At 66.1% G+C, this 26,770-nt stretch carries 13 protein-coding genes, 1 pseudogene and 1 riboswitch; of the genes and pseudogenes, 7 read left to right on the forward strand and 7 right to left on the reverse strand.

Features of this window, described 5'->3' with window-relative positions; genetic code table 11:
* The first annotated feature begins 222 nt into the window (after positions 1–222).
* Positions 223–6,621, forward strand: a complete 6,399-nt coding sequence (locus AB0B98_RS11220; RefSeq protein WP_357362166.1) for an RHS repeat-associated core domain-containing protein — start codon at positions 223–225, stop codon at positions 6,619–6,621.
* 170 nt (positions 6,622–6,791) lie between these two features.
* Positions 6,792–7,772, forward strand: coding sequence for a hypothetical protein (locus AB0B98_RS11225; RefSeq protein ID WP_357362168.1), 981 nt, complete (start codon positions 6,792–6,794; stop codon positions 7,770–7,772).
* 637 nt (positions 7,773–8,409) lie between these two features.
* Here the strand turns inward: AB0B98_RS11225 and AB0B98_RS11230 are convergent.
* From AB0B98_RS11230 to AB0B98_RS11240, 3 genes and pseudogenes are all read right to left on the reverse strand, one after another.
* Positions 8,410–9,192 (reverse strand): hypothetical protein, encoded by a 783-nt coding sequence (locus AB0B98_RS11230; protein WP_357362435.1) that lies wholly within the window; start codon positions 9,190–9,192, stop codon positions 8,410–8,412.
* Between the two features lie 390 nt (positions 9,193–9,582).
* A pseudogene (locus AB0B98_RS11235) lies at positions 9,583–9,943 on the reverse strand (transposase family protein); the annotation flags it as partial.
* A gap of 726 nt (positions 9,944–10,669) precedes the next feature.
* Entirely contained in the window at positions 10,670–11,020 is a 351-nt protein-coding gene (locus AB0B98_RS11240) for a hypothetical protein (RefSeq protein WP_357362169.1), read from the reverse strand.
* Positions 11,021–11,121: 101 nt separating this feature from the next.
* Here AB0B98_RS11240 and AB0B98_RS11245 point away from each other — a divergent pair, with 101 nt between their 5' ends.
* From AB0B98_RS11245 to AB0B98_RS11255, 3 genes are all read left to right on the forward strand, one after another.
* Positions 11,122–13,926, forward strand: a complete 2,805-nt coding sequence (locus AB0B98_RS11245) for a hypothetical protein (RefSeq protein ID WP_357362171.1) — start codon at positions 11,122–11,124, stop codon at positions 13,924–13,926.
* 546 nt (positions 13,927–14,472) lie between these two features.
* Complete coding sequence (locus AB0B98_RS11250) at positions 14,473–16,977, forward strand: hypothetical protein (protein ID WP_357362173.1); 2,505 nt, start codon at positions 14,473–14,475, stop codon at positions 16,975–16,977.
* Between the two features lie 226 nt (positions 16,978–17,203).
* Complete coding sequence (locus tag AB0B98_RS11255) at positions 17,204–18,298, forward strand: hypothetical protein (protein WP_357362175.1); 1,095 nt, start codon at positions 17,204–17,206, stop codon at positions 18,296–18,298.
* 455 nt (positions 18,299–18,753) lie between these two features.
* Here the strand turns inward: AB0B98_RS11255 and AB0B98_RS11260 are convergent, their stop codons facing one another.
* A complete protein-coding gene (locus AB0B98_RS11260; RefSeq protein WP_357362177.1) occupies positions 18,754–19,509 on the reverse strand; it encodes an SUMF1/EgtB/PvdO family nonheme iron enzyme in 756 nt (251 codons plus the stop codon).
* A gap of 327 nt (positions 19,510–19,836) precedes the next feature.
* On the opposite strand from AB0B98_RS11260, the gene AB0B98_RS11265 reads away from it, so the two are divergent.
* The gene (locus AB0B98_RS11265; protein ID WP_357362179.1) at positions 19,837–20,211 is read left to right on the forward strand and encodes a VOC family protein; all 375 of its coding nucleotides are present in this window, start codon (positions 19,837–19,839) and stop codon (positions 20,209–20,211) included.
* Positions 20,212–20,439: 228 nt separating this feature from the next.
* Here the strand turns inward: AB0B98_RS11265 and AB0B98_RS11270 are convergent, their stop codons facing one another.
* Entirely contained in the window at positions 20,440–21,042 is a 603-nt protein-coding gene (locus AB0B98_RS11270) for a hypothetical protein (protein ID WP_357362181.1), read from the reverse strand.
* 27 nt (positions 21,043–21,069) lie between these two features.
* Positions 21,070–21,190: riboswitch (SAM riboswitch) on the reverse strand.
* A 493-nt stretch (positions 21,191–21,683) separates the two neighbouring features.
* Positions 21,684–22,613: a LysR family transcriptional regulator gene (locus AB0B98_RS11275; RefSeq protein WP_357362183.1), complete on the reverse strand. Its 930-nt coding sequence runs from the start codon at positions 22,611–22,613 to the stop codon at positions 21,684–21,686.
* Between the two features lie 72 nt (positions 22,614–22,685).
* On the opposite strand from AB0B98_RS11275, the gene AB0B98_RS11280 reads away from it, so the two are divergent.
* Positions 22,686–23,639, forward strand: coding sequence for an EamA family transporter (locus AB0B98_RS11280; RefSeq protein WP_357362185.1), 954 nt, complete (start codon positions 22,686–22,688; stop codon positions 23,637–23,639).
* Between the two features lie 258 nt (positions 23,640–23,897).
* Here the strand turns inward: AB0B98_RS11280 and AB0B98_RS11285 are convergent, their stop codons facing one another.
* A complete protein-coding gene (locus tag AB0B98_RS11285) occupies positions 23,898–26,639 on the reverse strand; it encodes an immunoglobulin-like domain-containing protein (protein WP_357362187.1) in 2,742 nt (913 codons plus the stop codon).
* Positions 26,640–26,770 lie beyond the last annotated feature (131 nt).

Genomic DNA, 26,770 nt, shown 5'->3' on the forward strand with positions numbered 1-26,770 from the left:
TGCTGTGGTGGTGGTGACCAGCCGCCAGCACAGCACCCGCAAGCATCGACCTTCGGCGGCCACGGTGGACGCCGTCCTGTTGCACCAGTCCTCTACTCGAGTGGCTCTTGGTTCCTGGGAAGGGAACACATGTTGACGGGGTCTTCTCTTCGCCGGCTGCACCGGCGAATTCTCGGTACGCCAACGCGCCGCCTGTCAGTGGCGGGGTCTCTAGCCGCCGTGATGCTGGCGTCGCTCCTGGTGGGTGTGCCCGCCGCCCAGGCCCAGCCCGACCGGCGGCCGCATCCGGCGCCGGCCGAGAAGTTGGACAACGACGGCGGGCCGGTGGCGGGTAAGGGCTGGGAGCAGCAGCGGGTGCAGTACGCGCCTGCGCCCGCGCCGGTGTGGCCGGCCGCCGGTAGCGCCCACGTGGAGCTTGGTGCGGCTGGTGCCCGTGCGGCTGGTGGCCGTGGGGCGAAGGCGGGCGATTTGCCGGTCTGGGTGGACCGCGCCGCGGGTAAGGCCGGCGAGCAGCTGGTCGCGGTCGATGTGCAAATGATGGACCGAGCGGCAGTGCCGCAGTCGTGGCGTGACGGGCTTGTCATGAAGGTGAGCACCCCGCGCGACGAAACAGCGGGCACGGCAAAGATCTCGGTGGACTACAGCAAATTCCGGTACGCCGCCGGTGGCGAGTGGGCGTCGCGGCTGAAGTTGTGGCAGGTACCCGAATGCGCGTTGTCCACCCCGGACAACCCGCGGTGCCGGTCGGTGCCACTGCACACCGCCAATGACCTCGCCGCCGGTGTCGCGACGGCGGAGGTCGCAGTGGCCGCCGCGCAGCCACCGTCGGTATCCACGACCGGCGAACGACCGTCGGGCGGTGCCGCGATCGAGCATCAGGCGGCCTCGTTCGTGGTGTTGGCCGCAGGCGCCTCGGGCAAGGACGGTGACTTCACCGCCACCAGTCTGACTGCCTCATCGACATGGTCCTCCGGCGGCTCCTCAGGCGACTTCTCATGGTCGTACCCGGTACGCACCGCGCCGGCGACCGGCCCCGCGCCGTCGGTGACGCTGGCCTACTCGTCGTCGGCAGTGGACGGCCGCTCCGAGGTAACCAACAACCAGCCCTCGTGGATCGGTGAGGGCTTCGACTACTCGCCCGGCTTCATCGAGCGCCGCTACGTGCAATGTTCCGAAGACATGAAGAACGGCGCGAACAACACCCAGCGCACCGGTGACCAGTGTTGGCGATCCGACAACGCCACCCTGAGCCTGAACGGCAGCAGTGGTGAGCTCGTGTTCCAGCCGGGTAAGGGCTGGCACTCCCGCTCCGAGGACGGCTCGAAGATTGAGAAGCTGACAGGCGCGAGCAACGGCGACAGTGGCGACTCGACCTACGGTGACGTGGGGGAGTACTGGAAGGTGACCACCACCGACGGTACGCAGTACTTCTTCGGCATGCATGCCTTGCCGGGTCAATCGGCTAAGACGAACTCGACGCTGACCATGCCAGTGTTCGGCAACCACTCGAGCGAGCCCTGCCACCAGAGCGCCTTCACCAGCTCCGACTGTGTCCAGGCGTGGCGGTGGAACCTCGACTACGTCGTGGACGTACGCGGCAACACCATGTCGCTGTGGTACGGCAAGGAAACCAACAAGTACGCCCGCAACGTCACCGACTCCGACGACGTGTCGTACGACCGGGCCGGCTACCTAACCCGTATCGACTACGGCACCTACGACCGGACCGCGGCGACGCACGGCGTCACCCAGCGCAACACCACGCCCTACGCCCAGGTGGTGTTCGACACCGACATGCGCTGCTTCTCCAACTGCGGTACCGAGGCGAGCCCAGTCAAGGACTCCTGGAAAGACACCCCCTGGGACCAGGAATGCAAAGCGTCCGCCACGTCGTGTCCGCAGCAGTACTCGCCGACCTTCTGGACAACCAAGCGTCTGAAGACGATCACCACGAAGGTCTACGACACCACCGTGCCAACTCCTGACTGGCAGAACGTGGAGTCGTGGACCCTGAACCACACATTCACCGCCACCGCAGACTCCACGCACACCGGCTTGTGGCTCGACAAGATCGACCACGCCGGGCACGTCCGCGGGACCGTCAGCCTGCCGCCGGTCACGTTCACCGCGACGACGCTGGCGAACCGGGTGTTGACCGAGCATGGCACGTCGGATAACTGGCTGCGGATCTCCGACATCAAGACCGAGACCGGCGCGATCATCCACGTCGACTACAGCGACACCGAGTGCACCGCGGCGAATACCGAGTCGCTGGCGGCGCACACGAATACGAAGCGCTGCTATCCGGTGCTGGTGCCAGATCCGGACGACCCCAATGGCGAGCGGCTGGTCACGCAGTGGTGGCACAAGTACCGTGTCGAGCACATCGCCGAGAACGATGTGCAGCTCAAGGACAGTCGGCAGGCTGACGCCACTCACACCTGGTATGAGTACGCGGGCGCGCCCGCGTGGCACTACGCTGACGACGACGGGCTGTCCAAGCCGGACCGTAAGACCTGGTCGCAGTGGCGAGGCTATGCCCAGGTCAACATCCGAGTCGGATCCGACCCGGCCACCCAGAGCTTGACCGTCACCAAGTTCATGCGGGGTATGCACGGCGATAAGGCCAGCCCGTCCGGCGGAACACGCACCGTGACTGTCCCCGCCTCCGTGGGCGCGGAATCCGTTTACGACGAGGACCAGTTCGCCGGCCAGATTCGCGAACAGGTCTTCTATAACGGGGTCGCGACCAAGCCGGTGTCGAAGACCGTGAACGTGCCGTGGCGGTCCCCGCCGACCGCCAGTCGGACGATCAACGGTGACACGGTTGAGGCGCGGTTCGTGGCCACACAGGCCACCTACTCGTCCACGGCGCTTGGTGTGGACGGGGCGCGGGGTTGGCGTACCTCGGGCCGGACGACGAGTTTCGACGACGCGTACGGCACGGTGACCTGGTCGCAAGATGATGGTGACATTGCGAAGACGGGCGACGAGAAGTGTGTCACCTACAGCTACAACCGCAATCTGAGCAAGAACCTCATGGCGGCGGTCAAGCAGACCACCTCCACGGCGTTGGCCTGCGGCAAGATTGCGGCCAGCGTCGATGACGTGATCTCCGACGTTAGGACCTACTACGACGGCGCGAGCAGCGCCGACACCACGCCAACGCTCGGTGCAGTCACCAAGACCGAACAGCTCAAGGACTGGGCGCCGGGCACGGGCACGGTCTGGCAAACGGTGTCGCAGGCCACCTACGACCCCACAGGTCGGGTGCTGACCGCCACCGACATCAAGGGCAACGTCACCGCCACCGCATACACCCCCGCGGTCGGAGGCCCAGTCACCAAGGTGACCACGACAGCCCCTGCACCGTTCAACTGGGCCTCGTCCGCGGAGACCAACCCGTACTGGGGGTCCACCACCAAAACAACCGATCCCAACGGCAAGGTGACCGCTCAGGTGCAGTACGACGCCCTGGGCCGTACCTCCAAGGTGTGGAAGCTGGGCTGGTCGAACGAAAGCAATCCGAGCAAGCCGTCAGCTCAGTACACCTATAACTTCGCGCCTAACCGGGACACCTACCCGTACGTGACCAGCCAGGTCCTGAACGCCGACGCCAATTATGTGACGTCGTACCAGATCCTCGACGGTCTGCTCCGACCCCGGCAGACGCAAACCCTGTCGATGAGTGGCAGCGGTTCCCGAGTCGTCACTGACACCCTCTACGACGAGTTTGGCCGGGCAGCCACCAGCTACGCGACGCACGCCGAACCGGGAGCCCCGGCCGGAGCTCTCTGGTGGGAGCCGGAATGGTCCGTTCCCGCCGTGACCAAGACCGAGTTCGACCGGGCGTCCCGGCCCACGGCGAGCGTCTTTCTCGCTGGCGACGGCGAAATCAACCTGGCAGAGAAGTGGCGGACCGTTACCTCAAACGAGGGTGACCTGAGCACGGTCACCCCGCCGGCCGGTGGCACTCCCACCACCACCGTGACCGACATCGAGGGCCGCACCATCGCCGTACGGCAACACAACACCCCCGCCGGCGTGACGGGCGGGTACCTGGAAAACAGGTACGAGTTCAACCGCAAGGGCCAGGCCGTCAAGAACATCGACCCGGACGGCAACGAATGGGTGTATGAGTTCGACGCCATGGGCCGGCAATGGCGGACGAAGGATCCGGACAAGGGTGTAACGACCAGCACCTATAACGACGCCAACGAGCTGGTCAAGACAGTGGATGCCCGCGGTATCGCGCTGTGGTACGTCTACGACACCCTCGGCCGGAAGAAGGAACTGCGCGACGGCGCCGCCACCGGGGCGCTGCGCGCGGAGTGGAAGTACGACACCCTGTATACCGGCCAGCCCGGGTACAAAGGCCAGCTTACCCAGACGATCCGGTACGAACCGGCCGGGTCGGCGAACGCCTACAAGTGGCAGGTCCGCAGCTTCGACGCCCGCTATCAGCCCAAGGGCTTCCACTACGTGATCCCCGCAGTCGAGGCGGGCCTGGACTCCACCTACGTCTACGGCTACGAGTACGCCGACGCCACCGGCGCACCACTGTCGATCTCCTACCCCGCCGGCGGTGGTCTGGTCGACGAGAAGATCACCACCGACTACGACGCCACCACCGGCATGCCGACGAGCATCAACACCAGCCTGACCGGCTCGGTGGGCACCATGGCCGCCGCCACCTACACCACCTTCGGTGAGCGCGACGGGTCTGTCTACAAGATGCCCAATGGTGTCTACACCCAAGACACCATCTACCGGGATGAGGCGACCCGACGGATCAAGCGCACCACCATTGAACGGCAAAACGCCGCGGGCACCGTCTCGGACCGCAACTACGACCACGACGACGCCGGAAACATCACCTCGATCGCGGACACCCCGCAGGTCGGCGTGACGGACGTTCAGTGCTTCCGCCAGGACGAACTCGGGCGACTCAAGACCGCTTGGACGCCGAAGGCGGGGGTGAGCTGCAAGACCGACCCGAGTGTGGCGAACCTCGCCGGCCCGGCACCGTACTGGCAGGACTGGACGTTCACCACCACCGGTTCCCGAGTGACCGAGACCAGCCACACCGCCACAGGGGAAACCACCCGCTCGTACGCTACGCCCACCGGGGGCCAGAACGTCGTACGCCCGCACGCAACGACCGCGATGACGACGCGAGCCTCGGGCCAAAGCGACGTGGTCAACAAGTACACCTACGACAACACAGGCAACACCACCTGCCGCCCCGCCGGCAACACCGCCAACGACTGCGCCACCGGCACCAACAGCCAAACCCTTGGCTGGAACGCCGAAGACAAACTCGCCACCGTCAACGCGGGCGGGAAGAACATCGAAACCAACGTCTACGACGCCAACGGCACCCGGCTCATCCGCCGCGACACCACCGGCATCACCCTGTACCTACCCGGCCAGGAAATCCGCCGCCAAGGCACCGTCAACACCGGCACCCGCTACTACGACTTCGCCGGCACCACCATCGCCAGCCGCACCGCAAGCTCCGCAATCAGCAACCTAAACTGGCTCTACGACGACCACCAAGGCACCCAACAAGTCGCCATCAACGCCAGCACCCAGGCCGTCACCACCCGCCGACAAGACCCCTACGGCGCACCCCGCGGAACTAACCCAACCTGGCCCAACACCAAGGGCTTCGTCGGCGGCCACAACGACCCCACCAATCTCGTAAACATCGGCGCCCGACAGTACGACCAGGCGCTTGGCCGGTTCATATCGGTTGATCCGCTTATGGATCTATCTGAACCCCAGCAATGGAACGCATACTCTTATTCAAACAACTCTCCGGTCACTTCCTCAGACCCAACCGGCCTGATCCCGACCGATTGCATCACTGTCAGCAGCTGCCCCGATTACCGACCAGGCGATGAGTTGGGAAACCGAGAGGAGAAGGCTAAAAGCCCTGACTGTTGGCCTCGATGCTCGGGCACTAAAGACAAGCGGAAGACTTCAACCTACGGGAACGGCGGAAGCGACAATGTTAATACGTTATCCCGCGGTGCCACGCTGGCAGATCAACTGATCCTGGCACCTTCACCTGACCAGCTTCGATCTAGTCTGAATGTCGCCGAGGGAAACGTATGTCGCTGGAAGATCCTGTGTAATCGCGACGACTCATACGTCCAGGCAGTGATGGCCTCGACCATTTGCGAAGAACATCCGGATTGGTGTGGCTGGTCTGCCGAAGGGCCTGGGCCGATCGTCGCTGGGGGCGAAGAGGAGGCGGGAGCCGGACGCCTGCTGCGCGCTGTTCTGCCCGGCGCGCTCAAGGCGGGGAAGAATGCAACCGGCGGGTATAAGGTCTACATGGGATACGCCGAGGATGGCACAACTTGGGTATATTCTGGTATTACGAAGCAAGGAATCCAAAAACGGCAATACCAGCATCGCAGCCTGGGTAAGAAATTCGAGATTAAGTCAATCACGCCGGGCACTGTCACCAAGGGCGAGGCTCGAGCTATCGAACAGGCATTGATTCAACGGAACAAGGGTTTGAATGAGATCAATAGCATCAGCCCTAAGCACGACTATTTTGACAAATCCGTCGAGTGGGGCGAAGCGTGGCTGCGGTCGAATAACCTGTGAGGATTACTTTGAAGAGAAAAAGGCGTGAGGGTGTGATGCATCATCGAGCGGGCTGGGTCGGCTAGGATGCGCATAGTCAGAGGGCGGTAGTTGAGGCGATGCCGGCGATGGGCGCGACGCAACTCTCCAGTTGTGGGTGGCCACACCTGGATCGTCGGATGGAGGTTTAAATGCTGGGCGGTTTCGTCACGGTCCGTACCCCGGTCGACATTAGTGCTCTGGAGCGGCAGATTACTTCCACCGTTCAGCGTGTGCAGATTGACGAAGAATTACGCGAAGATGAGTATCGGTTGCTTGACGGGTTATTTGAGCGGAAGCCCGAGTTGATGCTTCGGGTTTTTGGGTTCGACGAGGAACTTGCCACCCTGCGCTTCTTGAGATTGTTCCCTAATGTTAAAAAGTTCAGCCTCTCTGGTCTCTTTAAGGTGGCTAGCCTGGAGAACCTTTCTCTGTTGTCCGGCGACCTTATTTCGCTAGATATTGGTGAGACGAAAGCAAAGCTCGACCTGGCGCCCGCGACACGTTTTCGCGGGCTCCGGGAACTGCGAGTAGAGGGGCACATCAAGTCTCTGGACGAGCTCCTTGAGTCCGTTCCTGAATTGAAGGCACTCTCGCTCTGGCGGCTGCCATTGGACCGGGTCTCCTTGGAGGAATCTCTTCCTAGAAAAATTGAGTCTCTCGCACTCACCCTAGGATCACTTAAAAGGACTGACTGGCTTACGAATCTCGCCGACCTGCGTTATCTGGCTGTTCGGAAAGTTAGGGGGATTGATGATTTTCGCTGGTTAGCATCGCTGGGCAAGCTTGAGTACCTGTGGCTCGATGGTCTTTCAAAATTCGAGGAAGTCCCCGACCTGGCATCTAACGCCGCGCTGCTGCGGATTGATCTGACCGGCCTACGAGAGCTGCGGGCGGCTGATGCTCTAGAGCCAATTTTGCATGCGCCCGCGATTGAAGAATTGCTAGTGACTGAATCGAGACTCCCGCCTGATGCCTTTGCAGTTCTTAAGCAGAAGGAGAGTCTGCGGAGAGTCGGGGTTGGTCTCGGTAGCGACCGCCGCGACGACGAGGCGAACGCAATTCTGCAAATGGATGCACCGGAGTTTATGGGCCAATTCGCCGCTCATCGTGGTTTGATTGCGACCCTCTAGTGCGGCAGCGTCCGTTCAGGAATGAGCGGTAGTTGCCAACGGGCAGGGATTCTCCGCCGGCTTAAGCATCGGCAGCACGACGGCCGGTGAGGTGCCCGAGCGGCTCGGATGTGTCCCGCGGCCGAAGACACCGACGCGTACGTTCGCACTGGGGTCGTCATTGAGCAGGTCATGCACTGGTGGGGGAAGGCTGCGGGTGTTCGGCGAGAGTCCCCGGCATGGGTTAAGCCAGGCGTAGACGCGTTTTGCGGCGTCGACGACGAGGTAGTCCGCACGCCGGTCACCACTGTCGGTGAGGTGGGCCTGGTCGCGTGCGCGCCGACGCCGGGCGAGATCTGCCCGACGTAGTCCCAGCCGTACTCGGTGGACGAGCGCTGATGTAGCCACGCCTCGACCGCGCCGTAGGCCCGGCCAGCCGATGCTGGCCAAGACATCGGCAACGCCCTTGGAACTCACGGCACGTCTTCGCCGGCCGGTCACACCCTGGATGGTCGACCACGCCATCTGGCTTGACGAACGAACACGCTGAACACTGACCTGCCCCGTTCACCGCATCCGCAAGCGCTGAAGAGTACGCCTGCCGCCTCCAGGTGCCGTAGGCCCTCAAGCGCGTCGAGCCTTTCGGCGGAGGGCACCGCTACGAGTCCTCGAAGTCATGGTCAGCGGCCTGCTGGATAGCATACTGAACTAGGTCGTCTACGTGAGCGAGGAATTCCGCCAGCTCAGTCGCGGTTGGTAAATCTCTTCCCTGCGGATCCCCGTATCGAGCAGACGGTCGGGCCTCTAAAAGGTGCCTCATTGCCTTATACCAGTCAGGTGTACCGTTTCCGACGTGCGTATAACTGTTCAACCAAGCCTGGCGTGCGCCATGAGAGTTGCGCCCCTTGTGTATAACATTTTGCAGGGAGGCTATGGCCGTTATCGCTAGCTCGCCGGCTGCCAGTGCTGTCTCGACCGAAGGCCCAATCCGGCCTGCCGCAAGTGCCTCGCATCCAGTCGCCAGAAACTCCTGCGCTCGGTCGAGCAGTTCGGCCGCGCGGTCGCGGTTGTAACGGAAGTCGAACGCCACCATGATGCCGCTACCTGGGAGTAGGGCAAATGCGATCCATCCGGCGCTAGGCGGGACATTGGCAGGACGCAGCGCTGACACCTGCTCGACGTTTTTCGTGGTCACTGGTTCACCCGCTGCTACAGCTCCGCGTACCTTCGCTTTAGCCACCAGCTCGGCTTGATCGTTCAGCAGGACTTCCGGTGCACCGTTGGGATGGAGTATTACTACTGCCTGAGCGATCTGCTCACGAGATACATCCAGGTTGCTTCTCTCGATATGCGGCAAGATCCAAAGCGTGAACATTTGATCGATCAAGTCACCTGCACGAAGTGCAGGGTTAGCTGTCTCGGCTCGCTCCGCGTCACTCACTGCACAACCGTATGCAGCGGCAGGCCCTCGCGTCCATGATGTTTCACTCCGTCTGACATCCGCCCGTGCAGATGTCGAAAGTACGCATATCTCGCTGCTCGGGTGGGGTGGGCGCGAGGCGGCCACGGCCTGATCGTTTGTACGTTGTGGACATAACTTCAGATCTTGCGGTGGCCGCGTGTCACAGCGTAGCTGCTGGTCGGTGTGAGCGGGTGCTGGCCGAGGTGCTGGGCTGCTTCGCGGGCCGGTTGGGCCGAGTGGAACCGCGACGGGCGGCGGGACAGTTCGTGGCGGGGCTGCTGGCTGACCTTGAGGTCCACGGTGATCCTGACCCGTCGTAGGGACGCGTCGCGGGCGATCGACAGGGCGCCCCGAAGGCCGGATGGCGGCGGCCTGCACGGTCGCTTTCTCGCGGTGTGGACAGCACGCAGCTTGGTCAGGACCTTCCAGGTCTTCAGCATGGCGATGGCTCGCGCCGCGATCCCAGAGGCGGGCATGACCACAGTTGGCGGCCCGCTGACGGCCAGACAGATTCGGTCGGCGACGGTGGCGCTTGAACCGCGTGCACACGCTCCCGCCGGCTCCCTGATAGCGCTTGTCCGCGAAGGTCAGCACGTTTGGTCTGGCCAGCGCGTCGATCAGCCGGGAGTGTGGGCGGCGGTGAGGTCATGGACCACGCCGGGCGGTGCGGCCGATGCCCAGACCAGCCGCCGGCGGCATCGGCCAGGACCTGCACGTTCACTCCGCGGCGGTGGTGAGGCGGTCGGGGTCGACGAGCCCGTCGGTGAGGGACGGTCCGCTTGTGCTTGCCCGAGTAGTAGGCGTGTCCAAATCCGCTGCAACCGTCGTGCGAGTGCCCTGTGTACCGGTCGTTGCCGGACAGCATCGAGAGGGCACCGTCACGTCAGGTTCCGCTGACGGTTCCGTCGATTGCGGAAGGGCTGCCACAGATTCGGTCAGCACGCATGCCGTAAGGCGGGCGCGACACGGTGGCAGGGCCAGCGGGGGGCGATCGGACCTGACGGGGTTCCGTGTGGGACCCCCGTTTACCCCCCGAAAACTCCGCCCATTCTTTGACGAAGGGTGACAAGGAGCGATGAGCGCCTGGCGGTGTCTCCGCAGCTCAGCGACCAATGTCGGCAAGCAATGACGAACTTGGTTCGGTTACTGATGGTAACAAGGGGTTTTGACAAGTAATGACAAGCCTTGAACGAGGCTCGACATGAGGTTGTCCTGAGTTCAAGTCCCTCGTCCTCCGAGCGCATGGCCCCACGTCCGGCGTCGCGGTCTCGTGCCGCAGAAGCGGGGCGCGACGAGCTTGGCCGCAGCTGCGGACTGCAAGTTAACGGACTTCGCCGCCCAGCTTAGAGCAGTCGCGCAGGGGAGTTCACTTGCCGCCGCCGGAGTCTCGCATGTTCAGTGCGAGTGGGCTCCATTCTGCCGAACGCGTCCGTGGTGTAGCTCGGCAGGTGGTCTCTTATCCAAGGCTAACGCTCGCCGCGAGCACCTGATCGAGGCCGCAGGCGCCAGCGGCGGAGAGGCCATCAATCACGTCGAGGCCGCATTGCCTGGTCCGTTTTTCGCCCTGTCGGCATAGGCGTAGCACGACATTGATGACGTGGTTGCTCATCGCGGCGCGGGCGGTGCGGATGTCGCCGAGTTCGCGGCCAGCGGTCCCGACTGCCCTCTCACAGGCCGGCAGAGCAGCCACGGGCAGCAGTCGCGTGCTGTCGTCAAGGGCTGTGAACAGCTCCTCGAAGTGGGCCTCGTAGGCAGTTTCAGTTGCCCGTCCTCCGGGGCTGCCGCCTGCGCGCCGCTGCAGGTCCACGTGTAGGAGTGGGACATGAGGTAGTGGCAGCGGCAGCCGATACTCGTGAGGTGTCGTCAACATTTCGAGATCAACACCGGCGGCGCTGGCGAGCGCTGTCCGTGGCCATTCTGGCGGCGTCGCTGTGTGCTGTGCTGCTCGTGGTGTGGTTCATGCCGGTGCCTGCCGGGACCGATGCGGGCTCCTATCAGGCGACCGCGATCGCGGCGGTCGCGGCGATCACAGCGGCGTTGTTGGTCGTGGTGCCGGCCGTGGTCGTGGTTGCGATTCAGGCACTGTCTCAGTTCTCGTGGCGCACTGTCCGAGTGCTGGCGGACCGGCGGATGGCGGCATGGGTCGGCGTAGCGGCGGTCGTCGGTGTTTGCGTGCCGCTGGGCTTGGCTGTCAACCCCAGCGCACTCACGACCCGCGTGGCTTTCACCTGTTTCATCGGGTCGATTGTCATCGTCGGTTGGGTGACCTGGAACGGTGCTCGCCGTGCCACGCCGGAGTGGCTAGTCCGCCACGTGGCCACGAGAGTTCTACGCCTGAGCGGTCGCCGGCCTCGTGCACGGCGGGAACTCGCCGGGCGCATCACGGTGCTCGGCGACCTGGTCGGAAGCCCGCGTCTGCCGGTCCGCGAGCACCGCCTGGCCGCTGTGGCGTGGGCCGTCGGCCTGACCGTACAGGCCCGTGCTGGCGCGGACGTCGACGATGTCGCTCAGGCGGTGCGCGAGGTCGGAGCCGATCTCAGTCGCGAAACGACCCCGGACCATCGGGCGGCGATCACGGCCATCGCTGCGCTCGGTGAGCGTATGAGCTGGTCGTTGTCCATCAGTGATGCCGTCGTGGACGTCCTGTTCGACCTTGCCGTGCAGAACCGCACTGCCGGGCGGCACCAGGTCGCCGCGGAAGCGCTCGATGCTGTCGTGGACGCCGTCGGCGCGCGACTCGCCGAGATCACGCCATCGCAGCAGGTGCTCACGCTGGTGGTTCTGCCGCGCTCCTCAGCCGACCCGCGGCGAGCGCAGGCCACCAAGGCCGAGCTGCCCCCACGCTTTTCTCGCCGCCGGACGATCGTCGTACCGCCCACGTCGTCGAACCGTGATCAGCCCGTGATCGAGCGGGTCAACCAACTCACTCGTCAGCCGGTGAGTGTTGCAGACCTCGGACAACTGCTCGCCGACCTCGTTCCCGACCGAACGACCGGGCAGCGGCTGAACCGAGATGCGCCGACCCGCGGTGACCAGAGCTACGAGCTACTGGAGTCCACCGTCGACCGCATGATCGGCGTCCTGACGTCGCCCACGCCTACCTCGATTGGCTGGGCCGGCGGACACCACGAGGCCAGCGGCTTCTCCGCCGACGTGGAGCGTCTAGGCAACTTGGGTCTTCGTCTCTACACCCGCCATCGATACTCGCGATCCGACGCGATCGAGACCCATCTAGAGACGGTCGCAGCCAAAATCATCGGCACTGCTGCCGCCCCGCCGACACCGCCGGACCGCACCAAGTGGCGTAACGCCCATCTATCGCGCCGCCCCAGCCCAGGATCGATGATCGCCGCCACCCTTCAAGACCTGGCGATCGGCGCCTTCGAGGCTGGCTATGACCGGCGGGCACTGCTGACCGGTCGCCGGCTGCTCAGTCTTGCCACGACATCGGCAATTGCCGGTGATCACATGTCGACCCGTTCATACACCGAAGCGATCTACAGGTTCATCAACCGCACCACCTACCACACCGGCTCGATAGCCGTCGCAGAGCGAGGAGCACTCATCATCGCGGGACTGATCCGCGAGTCGGACGACCTGCGCCGGGCTCTGCCTACAGACGAGGCCGACCCGGACGACCCGGTCAGCCTGCTACGCGCCTTACCGTGGCAAGCGAGCGGATTCGAGTTCGTCTTGGCTGCCGCCGCCTGGCAATCCGAGCTCCGCGCCGTCGGCTGGCTCCGGGATGCCCGACCGCGCCTCCCGGACCCAACAGCGGACGAGCGCCTTCCCTCCGCCATCCGTGAGCAGGCATTTAAGGAGCTTAACCTCCAACTCGGAGGAGCCGATCCGATCTACCCAGCCTTCCTCCTGCTGACGCTCTGGGCCGACGCGGTGGTGGCACGCTTGCGCGGGGACAACCAGCCAGCCAGCAAGCTGGCATCCTATCTGGACGCGTATCTGGCCGACCATCTGGCGGAGCTTGACGACCACCACCAGGGCGAATGGTCCGAGCCCGACGAACCCTTCCCCAACGACGAGCGGGAGAATCTCGACGACGCGCCAGGGCCCCAGATCGACAGTCCCCAACTTTGGCGCATCGCCAATATGATCACCGTCTGGGCGAAGCAGCCGGAGACCAAGGCCGCGCCGGTCATACCGGCTGCCAAAGAAGGTGCGCGCCATCTGCTCAGCTTGCTCGCCGAGGCAGCTCGTACTCCCGGTTTCCAAGATTGGACGTACCACGGTGTGACCGACGCCGAGGACAGCAGCTTGGTGGTCATTCGGTACCCCGACGGAGAACGGATCCTCCTACGAGACGAGGAAGCTGGCGGCCGAGGTCTGTTCAGCTGGGGCTATTCCGGCGACGGTCCCCATACGCTGGCCGAGGCGCTGGCCACGCACGCCGCTGGTTCGCTGCTGCGTTGCACCGATTGCTTCGGCGCGAGTTCCATCGCGCGCAGCCTGATTGTCTGCGCAGCATGCGCAAACAGCGGTCACCGGCCCGGTGTCGCTAACTTCACGATGCTGCTGGTCAGCCGCGTGATCTCGTCTCTACCGCGAGAGGCCCACACCCCGTCCGCGCCGTCGAACGTGCTGTGGACGCTCACCCGAGCCGAACTCATACGATCGACGACCGGCCGTGACTCGCGCCGAACGCCCGGGCTCGCCGCACCCCCCGACGATGCCCCAGAGCCGTCGCCAGCGCCCTAAGAGACGGCGTTGACGCAGTCCCGAGTCGATGCTGGATCGGCTCTCTAGCGTCCGGATGTCAATGGATGCCTCTCTCCTGCCAGTAAGCCGGTCCACGCCGTGGTAGGCATCCCGACGACGTTGGTCGGGTCGAGGTCGTGCTGGCCGAAGGCGCTCGGGTGCAGGCGTTCCGCCACGAGGTCATCCTCGGGTGACTAGGAGGCGAGCGGTCCCGGTGTTCCTCACGACGAAGCCGTAAGCGTTCGTCCAGGTGGCACGCTGATCCAGGTGTAGGAGCCACGGCGGACCATCCCGGCGATCGAGCGGCGTGCCGGGTCGGATAGGACGGTGAGCAGTTCGGTGTAGCGGGCTCCGGCAGCCTCGGCGCGTGTCGGCGCCCGCCACGGCGATCCGAGAGTCGTTCAGGCGGGTGCACGCCTGGAAGGCTCGGCATCCGTCGGTGTCTGGGCATCAGCGCCGCTACGAGGCACCACTGAATCCCGGGCCGCCACCGAGCCGATCACCGCCGGCCTGACCCGTCGTAGCAGCACCGTTTATGGTCGCGAGGTGTCTTCTTCTGCTCCTTTGGTGACTCAGATCGGTCTTTCCGCGCCGCGGGTCGCCGTGATCTTCGATGGCGGAGTCGGCTGGCATTACTGGGCCCGATTGGTCCTGCACGTCGCCAGTAGAACGTGGGGCGGGCGCGGCTTCCTGCTCGTCCCGCACGTCGACGGCATCGTGGACCCGGTGCTATTACAGGCGGCCCGCCGGTACGATCCGGACTACGTGGTGCTGCTGGAGACCACCTTGGCCCAGATCGAGCGGGTGGCGCCGGGAAGCGTCCCGCTGACCGTCGAGGGAGCGGTCCTGGACAATGAGGCCCGGGCGCAGTTGCTGGAGCAGGTGGGTGACCACGTCGTACCGGACCCCGCCGGTGAGCGGGCACGCGAGGCGGTCGCCCGTGTCTGCTCGCCGTACCGGCGCTCGCACGAACGCGCCGACACCGAGGAGTCGATGGTGTCGCTCGGCGTCGGCGGCCTGGACAACACCTTCACGCCGTTAACCCCGCTGTCCGCGATCCCGGCGGTGGCGGGCGCCCCGTACTTGTCGGCGCCAGCGGGGTGGGACGGGCCGCTGGGGGTGCTGGTCGCGGCCGGCTGCGGCCTGTTCGACGAGCCGCAGAACGGCGCGGCGCCGCCGATTGATGAGAAGGACGAGCAGTTGCTGCTGAGCTGGCTGCTGTTCGGCGACGACCCGGCCGGCACCCGTCCTGCGGACCCGCTGCTGAAGTGGCTGCTGTCGCCGGCGAACGATGGCAACGACGGCACCGCCTTCCAGCGGACGACCTTTGGCCTGAGCCGGGTCAGCACCGGCGTCCGCCCCCGGCATCACGCCACGTTCGTCGTCGGTGATACCGCGGCAGACTTCGCTGCCGCGTACGCCCATCAGGTGCTCTATGGCGATGGCTGGTGGCTGCCCGCCGAGCTGTCCCCAGTTGGAAACAAAGAGCGTGCCGGCCGCATGCGGCACCTGCTGCACAGCAGGGTCATCACCAAAGCCGCCTTCCGTCACGGGCGGGTCACCGTCACGTCGGTGTCGGCCGGCGCCGAGACCGTGACGGCAGCGGTTGAGGCCTTGCGGGTCCCGCCGACCGGGCTCGGCGGGGACGCCGACGCCGAGCAGCGCAAACTGCTAGAAGCCGCGGTCGTGGCAGGTGACCTCGCGTTTCCGGCCGACGGCGTGACGAGCTACGCGGTGACCGCGGACCTCGACCATCCGGTCGCCATTCCGGCGATGACCGAACCGGACGGCACGATCACGATGATGTCGCCGGTGCCGGTTCCGGATGTGGCCGACCCGGGACTGCGTGACGCTCCTGGGCTGAGCTGGCAGGTGGAGGTCCGTTGCGAGGGCCCGGGTATGCCCGCCGGTCGCGGTTTGCAGGGTGCCCACCTGGCGACCGCGGATGTGGACCCGTTCCTGACCTGGATCCGCAGCGGCCGGCATGGGCCCCGGTTCGAGTCCCACCGGTACAACCTGATCGTGGCCGGCACACCGCGGCTGTCCCAGCTCGCCCGGCCTAAGCTACGGATCCTGTCGCTGCGCGAATGGGCCGGCCGGCTCGCGGTCCAGCACCAGCACTCGATCCGGGTGTCCGACGCCGGACGCCGTGCCGACGTGCTCCGGGCACTTCTCGGCGGCCGCGAGAACCTGGCTGCGACGTTCTCCGGCCCGCTTCTTGCGGTGCTCAGGGGTTTCCTGCGCAAGTCGGGAAAGAGCATCGACCGCTACCGCGGCGGGGAAGGGGCTGTCCTGCACGCGGCCGGCACCAACGACGCCGGGTACGAGGGCTACTTGACCTTCGAGGGCGTCAAGGCATTCGGCTCCCGCTCTACCGACGAGGCGGTGGCCGCTGATATCGACAGGCTGACGGGCAGCGGGCTGCTGACCCGCGGCATCATCGTCAACTGCGAGCAGTGTGGCCGCGTCGCGTTCATCAGCCTCGGCCGTGCGGGTCAGGACAACACCTGTCCGCGGTGCGGAGCCGCCAATCCGCTGACCAGTGCCCGCTGGCATCAACCCGTGAGCGGCCCGCCCTGGTACTTCGACCTGCATCCGGTCGCCCGTGACCTGCTGCGCGACCACGGCGAGGTGCCGCTGCAGCTCGCTAACTACCTCCGCAGCCGCAGCCGGCGGTACACCGACGCCGCCGAGCTCGAGCTCTGCAACAGCGCGGGGTCCCCGATCGCCGAAATCGACCTGCCCGCGTACGCCGACGGCCAGGTCGTCATAGCCGAGGCGAAGAGCAGCTCCACGCTGGGGAACAAACCGGTCAAAGAAGTGCAGAAGAAGGCGACAGCGGCCAACCTCGTGCAGGCCGACCAGCTCATCTTCGCCACCTCCGAATCGGCTTGGGAAGCCGCCAGCCTCACCGCCATCCGCACCATGGTCCGCGCGCAGCCTTGGACCGGCGGCCAGGGCCCGGCAGTGCGGATCATCACCGGTCTCGGGACGGAGAGGTGCCAGGACCGGCGCATGGACCTCGCGGACGGGGCACTCAGCGACTGGTGACCACCGCGCGGGCCCGGGCTCGGCACCTCGTCGGACGATCATCCGCGCTCGCCCGGTGAGGGGTATCCGCTGGAGGCGAGCAGCACATCGGAGGTTGCGGGCAAGGGGGGCCAGTCGATCCGTCGCGCAAGGCGTGGCGGGGGTGGCGACAGCGCCGACATTGTCGCGTGGCAGCAACGTAATGACGATGGTTACCTGGGATAGGAGTAGGGTAGGCTGCGCGCTCGTGCCGGACGTGACATTGCGGGAAGCGAGCCTTCGTCTATTGGCGTGGGATCGAGATTATCTTTGGCGAATCGGTGAAGCCTGCATCGGACGTCCGGACGCCACCACTCTTCCGCTGCTCAGCACATTGCAGCACCTTGCGCTTATCAACTACGAGGGCCGGCGCTTTTTGCAGCAGGAAGATCCGGGACAACTTCCGCATATCCCGCAGCTCGAAGCGGAGGCCGCCGCAGCGGCCAGGCACGCCAACAAGCTCTTTCTAGACACTAGCGGGTACCTCGACGGCGTCATCCGGCACTACGCGGCGATCGCGGGACAACACCACCGCGTATTCTTCCCTGCTGATCGACCACTCGGCAGCCTGTTCGACGGATTTCGTCGCGATCTAGGCGTACTCCGGTATCGCGGGCATCTCATCGCCACCACACACACGATCCATTTCAACTGCGGTCTGCCGTCTGAAGCTTTCGGGTCCCTCGACCGTATGGGGCCGCGGCTGGGTGCGATGGCAGAAGGCTTCGGCAACTTCGCGAGGGTCGATATAGCTGCATCGGCGGATGCCAGGAACTATTGGTTGGATGCGCTCAACGAAAACGACTTCTCGTTCTCCAACGTGAAGTCACACCGGTTCTACGGGGCTGCCTTCTCAGGAGATGTCGAACCTGACCTTGTGGCAGCGCTCCTATCCCTGCAGGTGGCGTGTGCAACGGTGGATCTCCTGACGGGACAGGCAACGCGTCTGCCCGACGGGACGTGGCCGATTCCCGTGCTCAAGCTGCGCTATGTCACGCTGTACCAAGTTCTAGACAGCCTCCGTCACCTGACACAAACGAGGGGAACGGTTCTGCCGGCCCTGCTTCTCCAGCAGCCCTCGGCGGAGCTGGTGCTGTCGGGGTCGGGTCGGAAGCTTCGCAACACGTTGGTGCACTACGGTTTGCGGATCAACGGCGTCTCGGTGCTTCCGGGGCAGCGTCCGTTATTCGGCATTGTTGAGTATCTGCTGGACGGCATGACCTATGGCGAGCTGAACACCTTGGTGGACGGGTTGCTGCGGGATGCCTGCGATCTGCTCAGGCAGTGGTCTCGGATTCAGTGAGCACCCGCCGGACACGATGCCTCACGACTCCCTACCGACCCCCGTTTACCCCCCGAAAACCCCCCGCCCTTAGTTGACAACCAGTGACAACTAGCGATCATCGCCTTCTCGTGTCTGAGCAGCTCAGCGACTATCCCTGATGAACAATGACAGGGCCGGTTTGATTACGGATCGTAACAAGGGGTCGTCGGTTCGAATCCGGCCGTCCCGACAGAGTTTCGGCAGGTCAGAGGCCTTGATTCACTTCGGTGGATCGGGGCCTTTTGCCGTTTCGTCTCACAATTCTGACGTACGCGCGTACTGCTGATTTTCGGGTGATCGAGTCACCCGAACAGGCCTCATTCGAGGTGCTCGGCCGGTCCCTCGGGCTGTACGGGCGGTGGGCCGACGGGCGGCGCCCCTGTTCGGCGATCGTCGGCCTGCTGCCGGCTCGAGAGAGATCCGCTAGACCACCCTCACTGGGGCGGCAGTGGTGTGGCCGGGCGTACCGCCGTGAAGTCGGCGTGCTCGTACCGGGTGGCGGAAAGCAGTAGCAGCCACTCGTCACAGCCCTGCCACGGGTAGAGGTCGGCGGCTCCGCCGCGCACAGTGCGGGGCCCGTCTCCGGTCCGCGGTCGCGCGGTCGACGGTGCGCCGTAAAACCCGGCGATCCACACGTCGGCGCAGAGCTCGTTCGCCGATCCCATCGCCACCAGCCCGAACGCGTTCTCGCCGGCGGCCGTCCGCGTCTCGTCGCCGAAATCGTCGAGAAGCTGGTCCTCGTCGGGTTTCGTGTCCCCGCGGAACGTCAGCGTGGTGGTGCCGGCTCGCGCTGCGTACTCCCACTGCGCCTCGCTGGGCAGCTGGAACGGCAACAGCTTGAGCACGTCCTCCAGGTCGCCTTCGAGCCGCGCAGTGCCGGTGTCCGCCTCGGCGTAGTCGTCTTCGTACTCGGGCAGCCAGTGCTGGACCTGCGCCACGGTCAGCGGATGCCGGGCAAGCAGGAACGGCTCGACCCGCACCTCGCGTACCGGCTGTGCGTCCTTGGCGCTGGCGAGGAACGGCTCGATGGTGTCCTCGACTCCTCCGCTGCGCTCGATCGCGCGTACCGCGTCCAGCTCCGCCTCGGACAGTCCCATCCGGAACGTGCCGCCCGGAACCTCCCGGAACACGACCCCCGACGGAACATGCCGCCATGCCGGTCGCCCGGCCACGATCTCCTCGGTCCACATGGCGGCGAACGCTAGCAGCCAATCCGTCCGGCGGTCTCTCCCGATGACCCGCAGCTCGCGCACTCATCAACCGAATGTGGCGCTTCTGACCGGCGCTATGCCGCGTTGGTGCTGATCGGCACGTCGATGACATCCCGTGCGACCACGATCCCGTCCTTGACGGCCGGTTGACTGGCAGGAGCGCGTATTCGTTCGACGCGAATTCTTCCTCAATGGGGCGGCCGCTGTCGGGGCGCGTCACGCACCGTAGCCAGAGCGGGCTAGCGTCGGCGTCCGGATCTGCCGAGATGAGCGCGCCCCAGTGGGAGCGGGCTGCACATCGTCGCTATGGTCGCTGTCGTGGAGACACTGGGCCGACTTGCCGGAGTCACGGTCGACTGCCGGGATCCGCAGCGGCTGGCTGACTTCTGGTCCGTGGTGCTTGGAGGACGCGTGACGGAGTCTCTTCCCGGCTGGCGGCGCGTCACTGTCGCCGGGGGCGGCCCGGTGCCGACATTCCAGCCGGTCCCGGAGCCCAAGGCCGGCAAGACGCGACTACACCTCGACATCGCCGTTACCGACGTTGACGAAGCGGTCGATCGGATCGGGATGTTGGGCGGGCGGTGGACAGGTGAACGGCATGACTACCAAGAGGGCGCAGTCCTCGTCATGACCGACCCGGAGGACACCGAGTTCTGCGTCGTGCAGTACTACCGGGTGTGATCTGGTTAGGCTTTCGACCGAGCATCCGAGACCTGCTGATGGCGTCGTACGCACCGTCGTCGTTGCACACTGATCACAAGCGGCCGCGAGAGTGTGGAGCCGTCGACGCACTCTTCTGCCGCTGTCTGCGCGCTGCAGGCTTGTCCGTAGCGCTCGGTAACCGCACCGACAGCGCGGCTGCTGTTCGCGATATCGGGTACCGTCAACAGCAGCCGGCTGGACTGGCGGTCAACGAGCGGTGGACAAGAATTCTTTCTGGGCCTGGCGGAGGCTGCTGAGGTCGTGGGGGACGGGCATGACGCCGTAGCGGTCGAAGGCGTCAACGCTCGCTCCAAGCGACGGCGGCGAGTATCGCTGCCACTCGGCCAGCGGCACGCTTGGGCCGACCGCGCGTAGTGGCTCGGCGAGCCGGTCGAACTCCACCTGCTGCCACTCGCGCAGCTCGTCGAAACGCCGCGCGGAGGCCACCAGCGAGGCGGCGACCTCGGTGTTCGTGGCCGTCGGTGGCTGGACCACGTCGCCGTTCATGAGCGAGTGCCGGCCCAGCGGCAGTGCGGCCCGGTGGCCGTACCATTCGCCGACGAGCTGCGAGACGTGTCGGCAGGTTTCGCAGGCCAGCCATGACCACCGGGTTCGGGTGGTCACCGTATCCCGGACGCACAACACACACAGGTCGAGGTCACCAGGGATGTCCTGGTCCTGCCACTGCTGCTCCCACTCTGGCGTACGGGGCTGGCAGCGGCACCGCTGCTCGCGTGGGGCGCCATCGCGGAGGTGCCCGCAGGTCAGGCAGACCGCGAAAGCGGCAAGGTTCAGCTCTTCGGATGGCACGGTGAACTCGCCTTCTGGTGCCCGGGGCACCCGCTCTTGCCGTACCGCAGCTTGCGGTCGGCCTGGTCTTCCCCCGGGAGCACCGTGCGCGGGTGGCGCGGTTGCCGGGTCAGCAAGCCGGGAGGCTTGGCGCTGACCGCTCTTGACGCCCTGGAAGGGTAGAGATCAGCGAGGTCGGGAGCAACCCCGGGCAATTCGCGGGGGAGACCTGAGCCGACGGCGGTGGCAGATCTATTCGTCGGCGGCGAGTCGGAGCCGGGCAAGCAGGTCGGCGACCTCCGGGTCAGTTCATGATCTGGGCCGTAGACGACGCAAAGGTCGTCGTGCAGCGGTTGCAGCTCGTTCACGTCCTCGGCGGGCTTGTCTTCGGGGACCAGCAGTATGCCGATGTTGCGGCGCAGGTCGAGAGCCGTGGGGGAGACGTCGCCGGAGGCGGCGCGTACGTGCGTCAGTACCTGCCGGAGCTGGCACGAGAGACCACCCGCAGCTGTCGATTACCGTGCACTCGACAATGCGCGGGTCCTCGCTGCTTCGCCAGGCGTTCTAACGGCTGACCGGCTCCTTCGTGGTCCGGCTGGTCCGCCGCAGGTGGCCCCCGATCGTGGCCGCATGGTCGTCGACCGGGGGTCGAAGAACGTACGTCAGGCGATGATCGGCGGAAGCTGTCCGTGGGGGAGGTCGGGCGGGCTGCTCAGCTCCGCCAGGAGGGCGTCCACCGCGGGCCGTTGCGGCGTGCCGCCGAGGGCACGGGTGACCGCGAAAATGCGTCGCTCGATGGTCGGCTCGACCAGTGGTTCTACGTGCACCCCGGGTGGCACGTGGCGTAGCGCCAGCTGCGGCACGAGCGCGGCGCCCAGCCCGGCCGCGACGAGGTCCAGCGTGAGCGCGAAGTCGACGGCACGGTGCCGGATGTCCGGCTCGAAGCCGGCGAGCCGGCAAGCGTGCAATGTGGACCGCAGGCAGGGCGTGTGCTCGGCGCTGGCGATCCATGGCAGGTCACGCAGCTCGCTCAGCCGGCCGGTGCGACGGCGCCATTCGACCGGGGTGATCAGGTGCATCGGGTCGGTGGTGACCGGATGCCGGTCCAGGTCGTCGACGAGTGGCACGGGCACGTGGTCGTACTCCTGTAGCACCACTACGTCGAGGGTGCCGGAGCGCAGGTCGAGGCGGCTCTGTTGGTCTTCGGCCTCGATCACCCGCACGTCCAGCTCTGGGTGCTTCGCCCGCGCGCGGGCGGCGGCGGGTGCTACCAGCGCGCCGGCTGCGGACGCGAACGCGCCGACCCGTACCGTGCCGCTGACCCCCTGGCGGAGCGCGGCGAGCCCGGCCACCGCCTGCTCCACCGCGTCCAGTACGTCCTTCGCGTGGTTGGCCAGCACCTGGCCGGCCGGGGTGAGGACGATTCCGCGCCCGGCCCGCTCGACCAGCTCGTGCCCGGCTTCGCGGGACAGCTGGACGAGCTGCTGTGAGACCGCCGAGGGGGTCACGTGCAGCGCCGCGGCAGCGGCGGTGACGCTGCCGCGCAGCGCGACCTCGTGCAGCACGCGCAGGCGGCGTGCGTCAAGATCCATGTAGCCACGCTACAGCAGCGATGAAGAACGTTGAACTGGTCCTTAAGTATTTTCTCGGGCAACGTGGCTGCCGTGAAAACATCGCACCGACTTCTCGCCGTGCTCGTCGCCGCCATCTGGGGCGTCAACTTCGTCGCCATCGAGCTGGGCCTGCGCGACCTGCCGCCGCTCGTGCTGACCGCGCTGCGCTTCGTCGCGGCGGCGGTGCCACTGGTCTTCCTGGTGCCGCGCCCCAGCGCCCGGCTCCGCTACGTGATCGCCTACGGGCTCGTGCTCGGCGTACTGAAGTTCGGCGCGCTGTTCACGGCGCTCGCAGCCGGCATGTCGGCCGGTCTGGCCTCGCTGGTGCTGCAGGCGCAGGCGCTGATGTCGGTGCTGCTCGCGGCGGCAGTGCTGGGCGAGCGGCCGGCGCGGGCGCAGGTGGCCGGCGTACTGGTCGGATCGGTCGGCATCGGGGTGTTGGCGATCGACAGCGGCGGCCACGCCACGGTGATCGGCTTCGTGCTGACGCTGTTCGCGGCGGCCAGCTGGGCCACGGCGAACCTGGTCATGCGGGCCAGCGGCGAGACGCGACCGCTCTCGCTGCTGGTCTGGTCGAGCCTTGTGCCGCCGTTGCCGCTGCTCGGCCTCGCCGGCGTGGTCGACGGCGGACAGGCGGTGCTGGATGCGATCACCGGCCTGTCGTGGCGCGGGCTCCTCGCCGTGGTGTACATCGCGTACGTGTCGACCCTCGTCGGCTTCGGGATCTGGAACCGGCTGATCGCCCAGTATTCGGTCGCGCGGGTGGCGCCGTTCAGCCTCCTGGTGCCGGTCTTCGGGATCAGCGCGGCGTGGCTACTGCTCGACGAGCCCGTCGGCGCGACGGAGCTTGCCGCGGCCGCCATCATCCTCGCCGGGCTGGCGCTGGTGGTCCGGCGCTCCACAGCGGACGGCAAGAACGCCACAGCCGAGAGCGAGGGCCGCAAGCTCCGAGTACGTCCCGGCCGCGGCCACCTGGTCCGCAGCTACGACACCTCCGCGCGCTGATCGGGATCCCGATGCCGGCTCACCGGTCGCCGGCATCAACGCGCACGTTCGTCGTCGTCACGGCGAAGTTGGCACGCCGCGCGGTCCGGGGGCCCCGGCATCATCAGTACGCCCACCTCGGCATCTCTCTGCTACCCGAGGCGCGCGGCCAGGGGTATGGGACCGGTCCGGTTGCTGGGCCGTGCAGCAGCGAGCGGGCGAGATCGTGAGATCTCGCCCGCTCCTTCTTGTGGCGCATCTCGGCACGCCTCGGGGTGCCTATGCTGGCTTCCGCACCGTCAACGTCTGGTAGGTGGCGGCGTGGGGCTGGTATGTCGGGTTGCCGGAGTAGGCAACGTGGACCTGGTAGGCCCCGGGCTGCAGGTCGGCGGTCTGCACTTCGACGACGGCCTTACCGGCCGCCAATGGCGCGACTTGCACCGTGCCGCCGAAGGTGACGGTGACCTCGCCGGTCGGGGTCGGAGCGTGCGGCTTCGGCCGGCCCGCCGGCTCAACAGTCACGTTCAATCGGAACGTGTCCCCGCGGACGACCGACGCCGGCTTGGCCTTCGCCTGGACCTTGACGGCGGCCGGGCCCGAGGGCACCTCGATCGACGCCGTGCCTTCCGACGCCTTCAGGTAGTCGAAGCCGAGGTATTCGGCCTTCACCGTCCGGGTACCCGCGGGCAGACCCTTCGGCAACGTGATGGTGGCCTCGCCGTCGCTCAGGTGGGCGAGCTTCGACCACGAGCCGATGCTGAACCGCACCTGACCGCCGGTCTCGAACCCGTCGGCTGCCGTGACTGTCACGGTGGCCCTGGTCGTCGGGGCCCCGCTCGCGTACGGCTCGACAGCCACCTTTGTGGTGGTCGTGACGTCACTGTTCGGGTTCCCGCGGATGTCGTTCCACTCGCGGACGGTCAGCGGGATCACGGTGCCGTGACGCGGACGGACGACACCCGCGTTGGTCATCGTGATCGCCTTGGCGTTCCAGGTCGGGGCCTCGATATTCTCGTGGCACGCGGCCTGGTAACCCCCACCGTTCGTGTACCGGTCGCCCCAGAGGTAGAACTGGCCGGGGCAGGAGGTGTCACCGGGGTTGGCCTTGAAGATGACCGGTCCCTCGTACCCCTGGTTGGCGACCCATGTCGTGCGCCCCAGAGCCGGCGCGACCATCGTCCAGTTGTTGAGGTTGCTGTCCAGGAAGTCGGTGTGCTTCTCCGAGAAGATGTCCGAGCCCTGGTTGCCGGCCTCGTTCTTGGTCACCCGGTAGTAGTAGTCACCGACCCGGATCGCGGTCGTGTCGATCCGGGACAGCGGGGCCGGGTCCTGCCAGACCTGGGGAGCGGAGAACGTCTGGAAGTCTCGCGTTGTGGCATACCACATCTGCGCGTTGCCCTGACCGGTGCGGTTCACGGGGTCGTTCCACAGCGACTGGGCCCAGAACACGACGTAGGCGCCGAGCTCCTCGACCCACAGCGACTCTGGTGCGAAGGCGTTGCCCGCGTTGTCGGGCGCGACCTTCACGTGTCGCTGAGGGGTCCAGTTGACCAGATCATGTGATTCGAACACCTCGATGTACTGGGTGTCGTTGATGGCGTATCCACCCTGGTCGTACCAGTTCAGGTCGGTGGCGATCATGTAGAACGTGTCGCCGACGGGGGAGCGGACGATGTGCGGGTCACGGAGCCCCTGGTCGCCCAGTTGGGAGATGAGTGACGGCCGACCTCCGGTCAGACCGGTCCAGTCCAGAGCGGTGTTCCCGTTGGATGTGGCGAACATGATCTGCTCGCCGTCGGCAATCCCCTCGCCCTTGAAGTACCCCATGAAATACCGCTCGTACTCCTCGGAACGTGGCATGGCGGTGATGGTCACCGGGAACGACTTCTTCCGCGAAGCCGTACCCTTGGTGATGGTCGCCGTCAGGGTGGCGGCAACATCCTTGTGGCCGAAGGCCGGGCGGGTTACCTCACCCGTCGGGGTGACGAGGCGGGTGGTCGACCTCCAGGTGATCGTGGATCCGAACTCGCCCTTGGCGGCGAGGTCGAGGTTTCCGCGTACGTCGGCGGCGCCGTTCAGGGTCAGGTCGAAGGCGTCCCGGTCGACCGCCTGCGCGTCGTCGAACTCGGCCTTCACCACGACGGGGATCGCCCGGGTGGTGACCTCCTCGGCGCCCTTGCGGACAGTCGCCGTGAGCGTGGCTGTCGCGTCGGGCTGCCCCTGCGCCGGCCGGGTGATTCTGCCGGTCACCGCGACCTTGCGTGCGCTGGCGAGGGCTGGCGGGGTGTTGACCTCGACGACGGACGGGTCCGAACTCGTCCAGGTGATGGCCGAGCCCGCCACGGAGCCCACCTTGGGCAGGACGAGGTCGCGTACGACCGCACTGGTCAGGCCGAGGTCGATGGCTGCGGCGTCGGCGCGAACGCCGTCGGAGACGGTCTTCTCCGCCAGGGCGAGCGTCTCGTCGAGACTCACTGCCCGGTCGTACACGCGGAAGTCCCGGATCGTTCCGCGGAACGAGTAGTGGCTCGACGTCTGTGAGCGACCGAGGAAGTTGCAGTTGGTCCCCGCAGCGTTCACCGACGGCGCCGTGGTCAGGTTCGTCGAGGTCGCGTGCAGCACGCCGTCGAGGTAGAGGTTGCCGGTCCAGCTCGTTCCGTCCGAGTTCAGTGACTGCGTGTAGGTGACGTGAGTCCACGCTCCCTCGCGCATGCGGACGCGGTTCTGTTGGAGGTTCGCCGGACCCACCGCGACGCGGAACCGTTGGGTGTTCGACGCGAAAATGGAGCCCTGGGCGCCGGTGTCGACGTCGCACGAGCCGGACTTGCGGCCAAGACTCCACATCTGGTGCTCGCCGACGTTCGCCGGGTCGACCCACACGTCATAGTCAACGGTGAGGTTGGACATGCCGGCGGTCATGTCGTTCGGCAGCGCCACGTATGCACCGTCGAGGGCGCTCTCGTAGGAGTCGGGGTTGAACCTGACCCCTTCGCCGGTCAAGGCCGCCTTCTCGGGATTCACGAGCGTAGCGTTCGCCGTCGCGCCCGCGCTACCCGAGTTGACCAACGTCGTCCCACTGGTCTCGTCGAGGGCGAAGTGGTGCACCAGACCATCGGTGAGCCGATCCTCGTCAGCGTGCGCGGGCGTCGCCG

Source organism: Micromonospora sp. NPDC048947, assembly GCF_040649495.1.
Classification (GTDB): domain Bacteria; phylum Actinomycetota; class Actinomycetes; order Mycobacteriales; family Micromonosporaceae; genus Micromonospora; species Micromonospora alfalfae.

What these genes read in the sequence shown, in the direction of transcription:
- AB0B98_RS11265 (WP_357362179.1), top strand. Translation starts at nt 19,837, where the DNA reads ATGGTCGCTGTCGTGGAGACACTGGGCCGACTTGCCGGAGTCACGGTC.
- AB0B98_RS11260 (WP_357362177.1), bottom strand. Translation starts at nt 19,509, where the DNA reads ATGTGGACCGAGGAGATCGTGGCCGGGCGACCGGCATGGCGGCATGTT.
- AB0B98_RS11225 (WP_357362168.1), top strand. Translation starts at nt 6,792, where the DNA reads ATGCTGGGCGGTTTCGTCACGGTCCGTACCCCGGTCGACATTAGTGCT.
- AB0B98_RS11275 (WP_357362183.1), bottom strand. Translation starts at nt 22,613, where the DNA reads ATGGATCTTGACGCACGCCGCCTGCGCGTGCTGCACGAGGTCGCGCTG.
- AB0B98_RS11220 (WP_357362166.1), top strand. Translation starts at nt 223, where the DNA reads ATGCTGGCGTCGCTCCTGGTGGGTGTGCCCGCCGCCCAGGCCCAGCCC.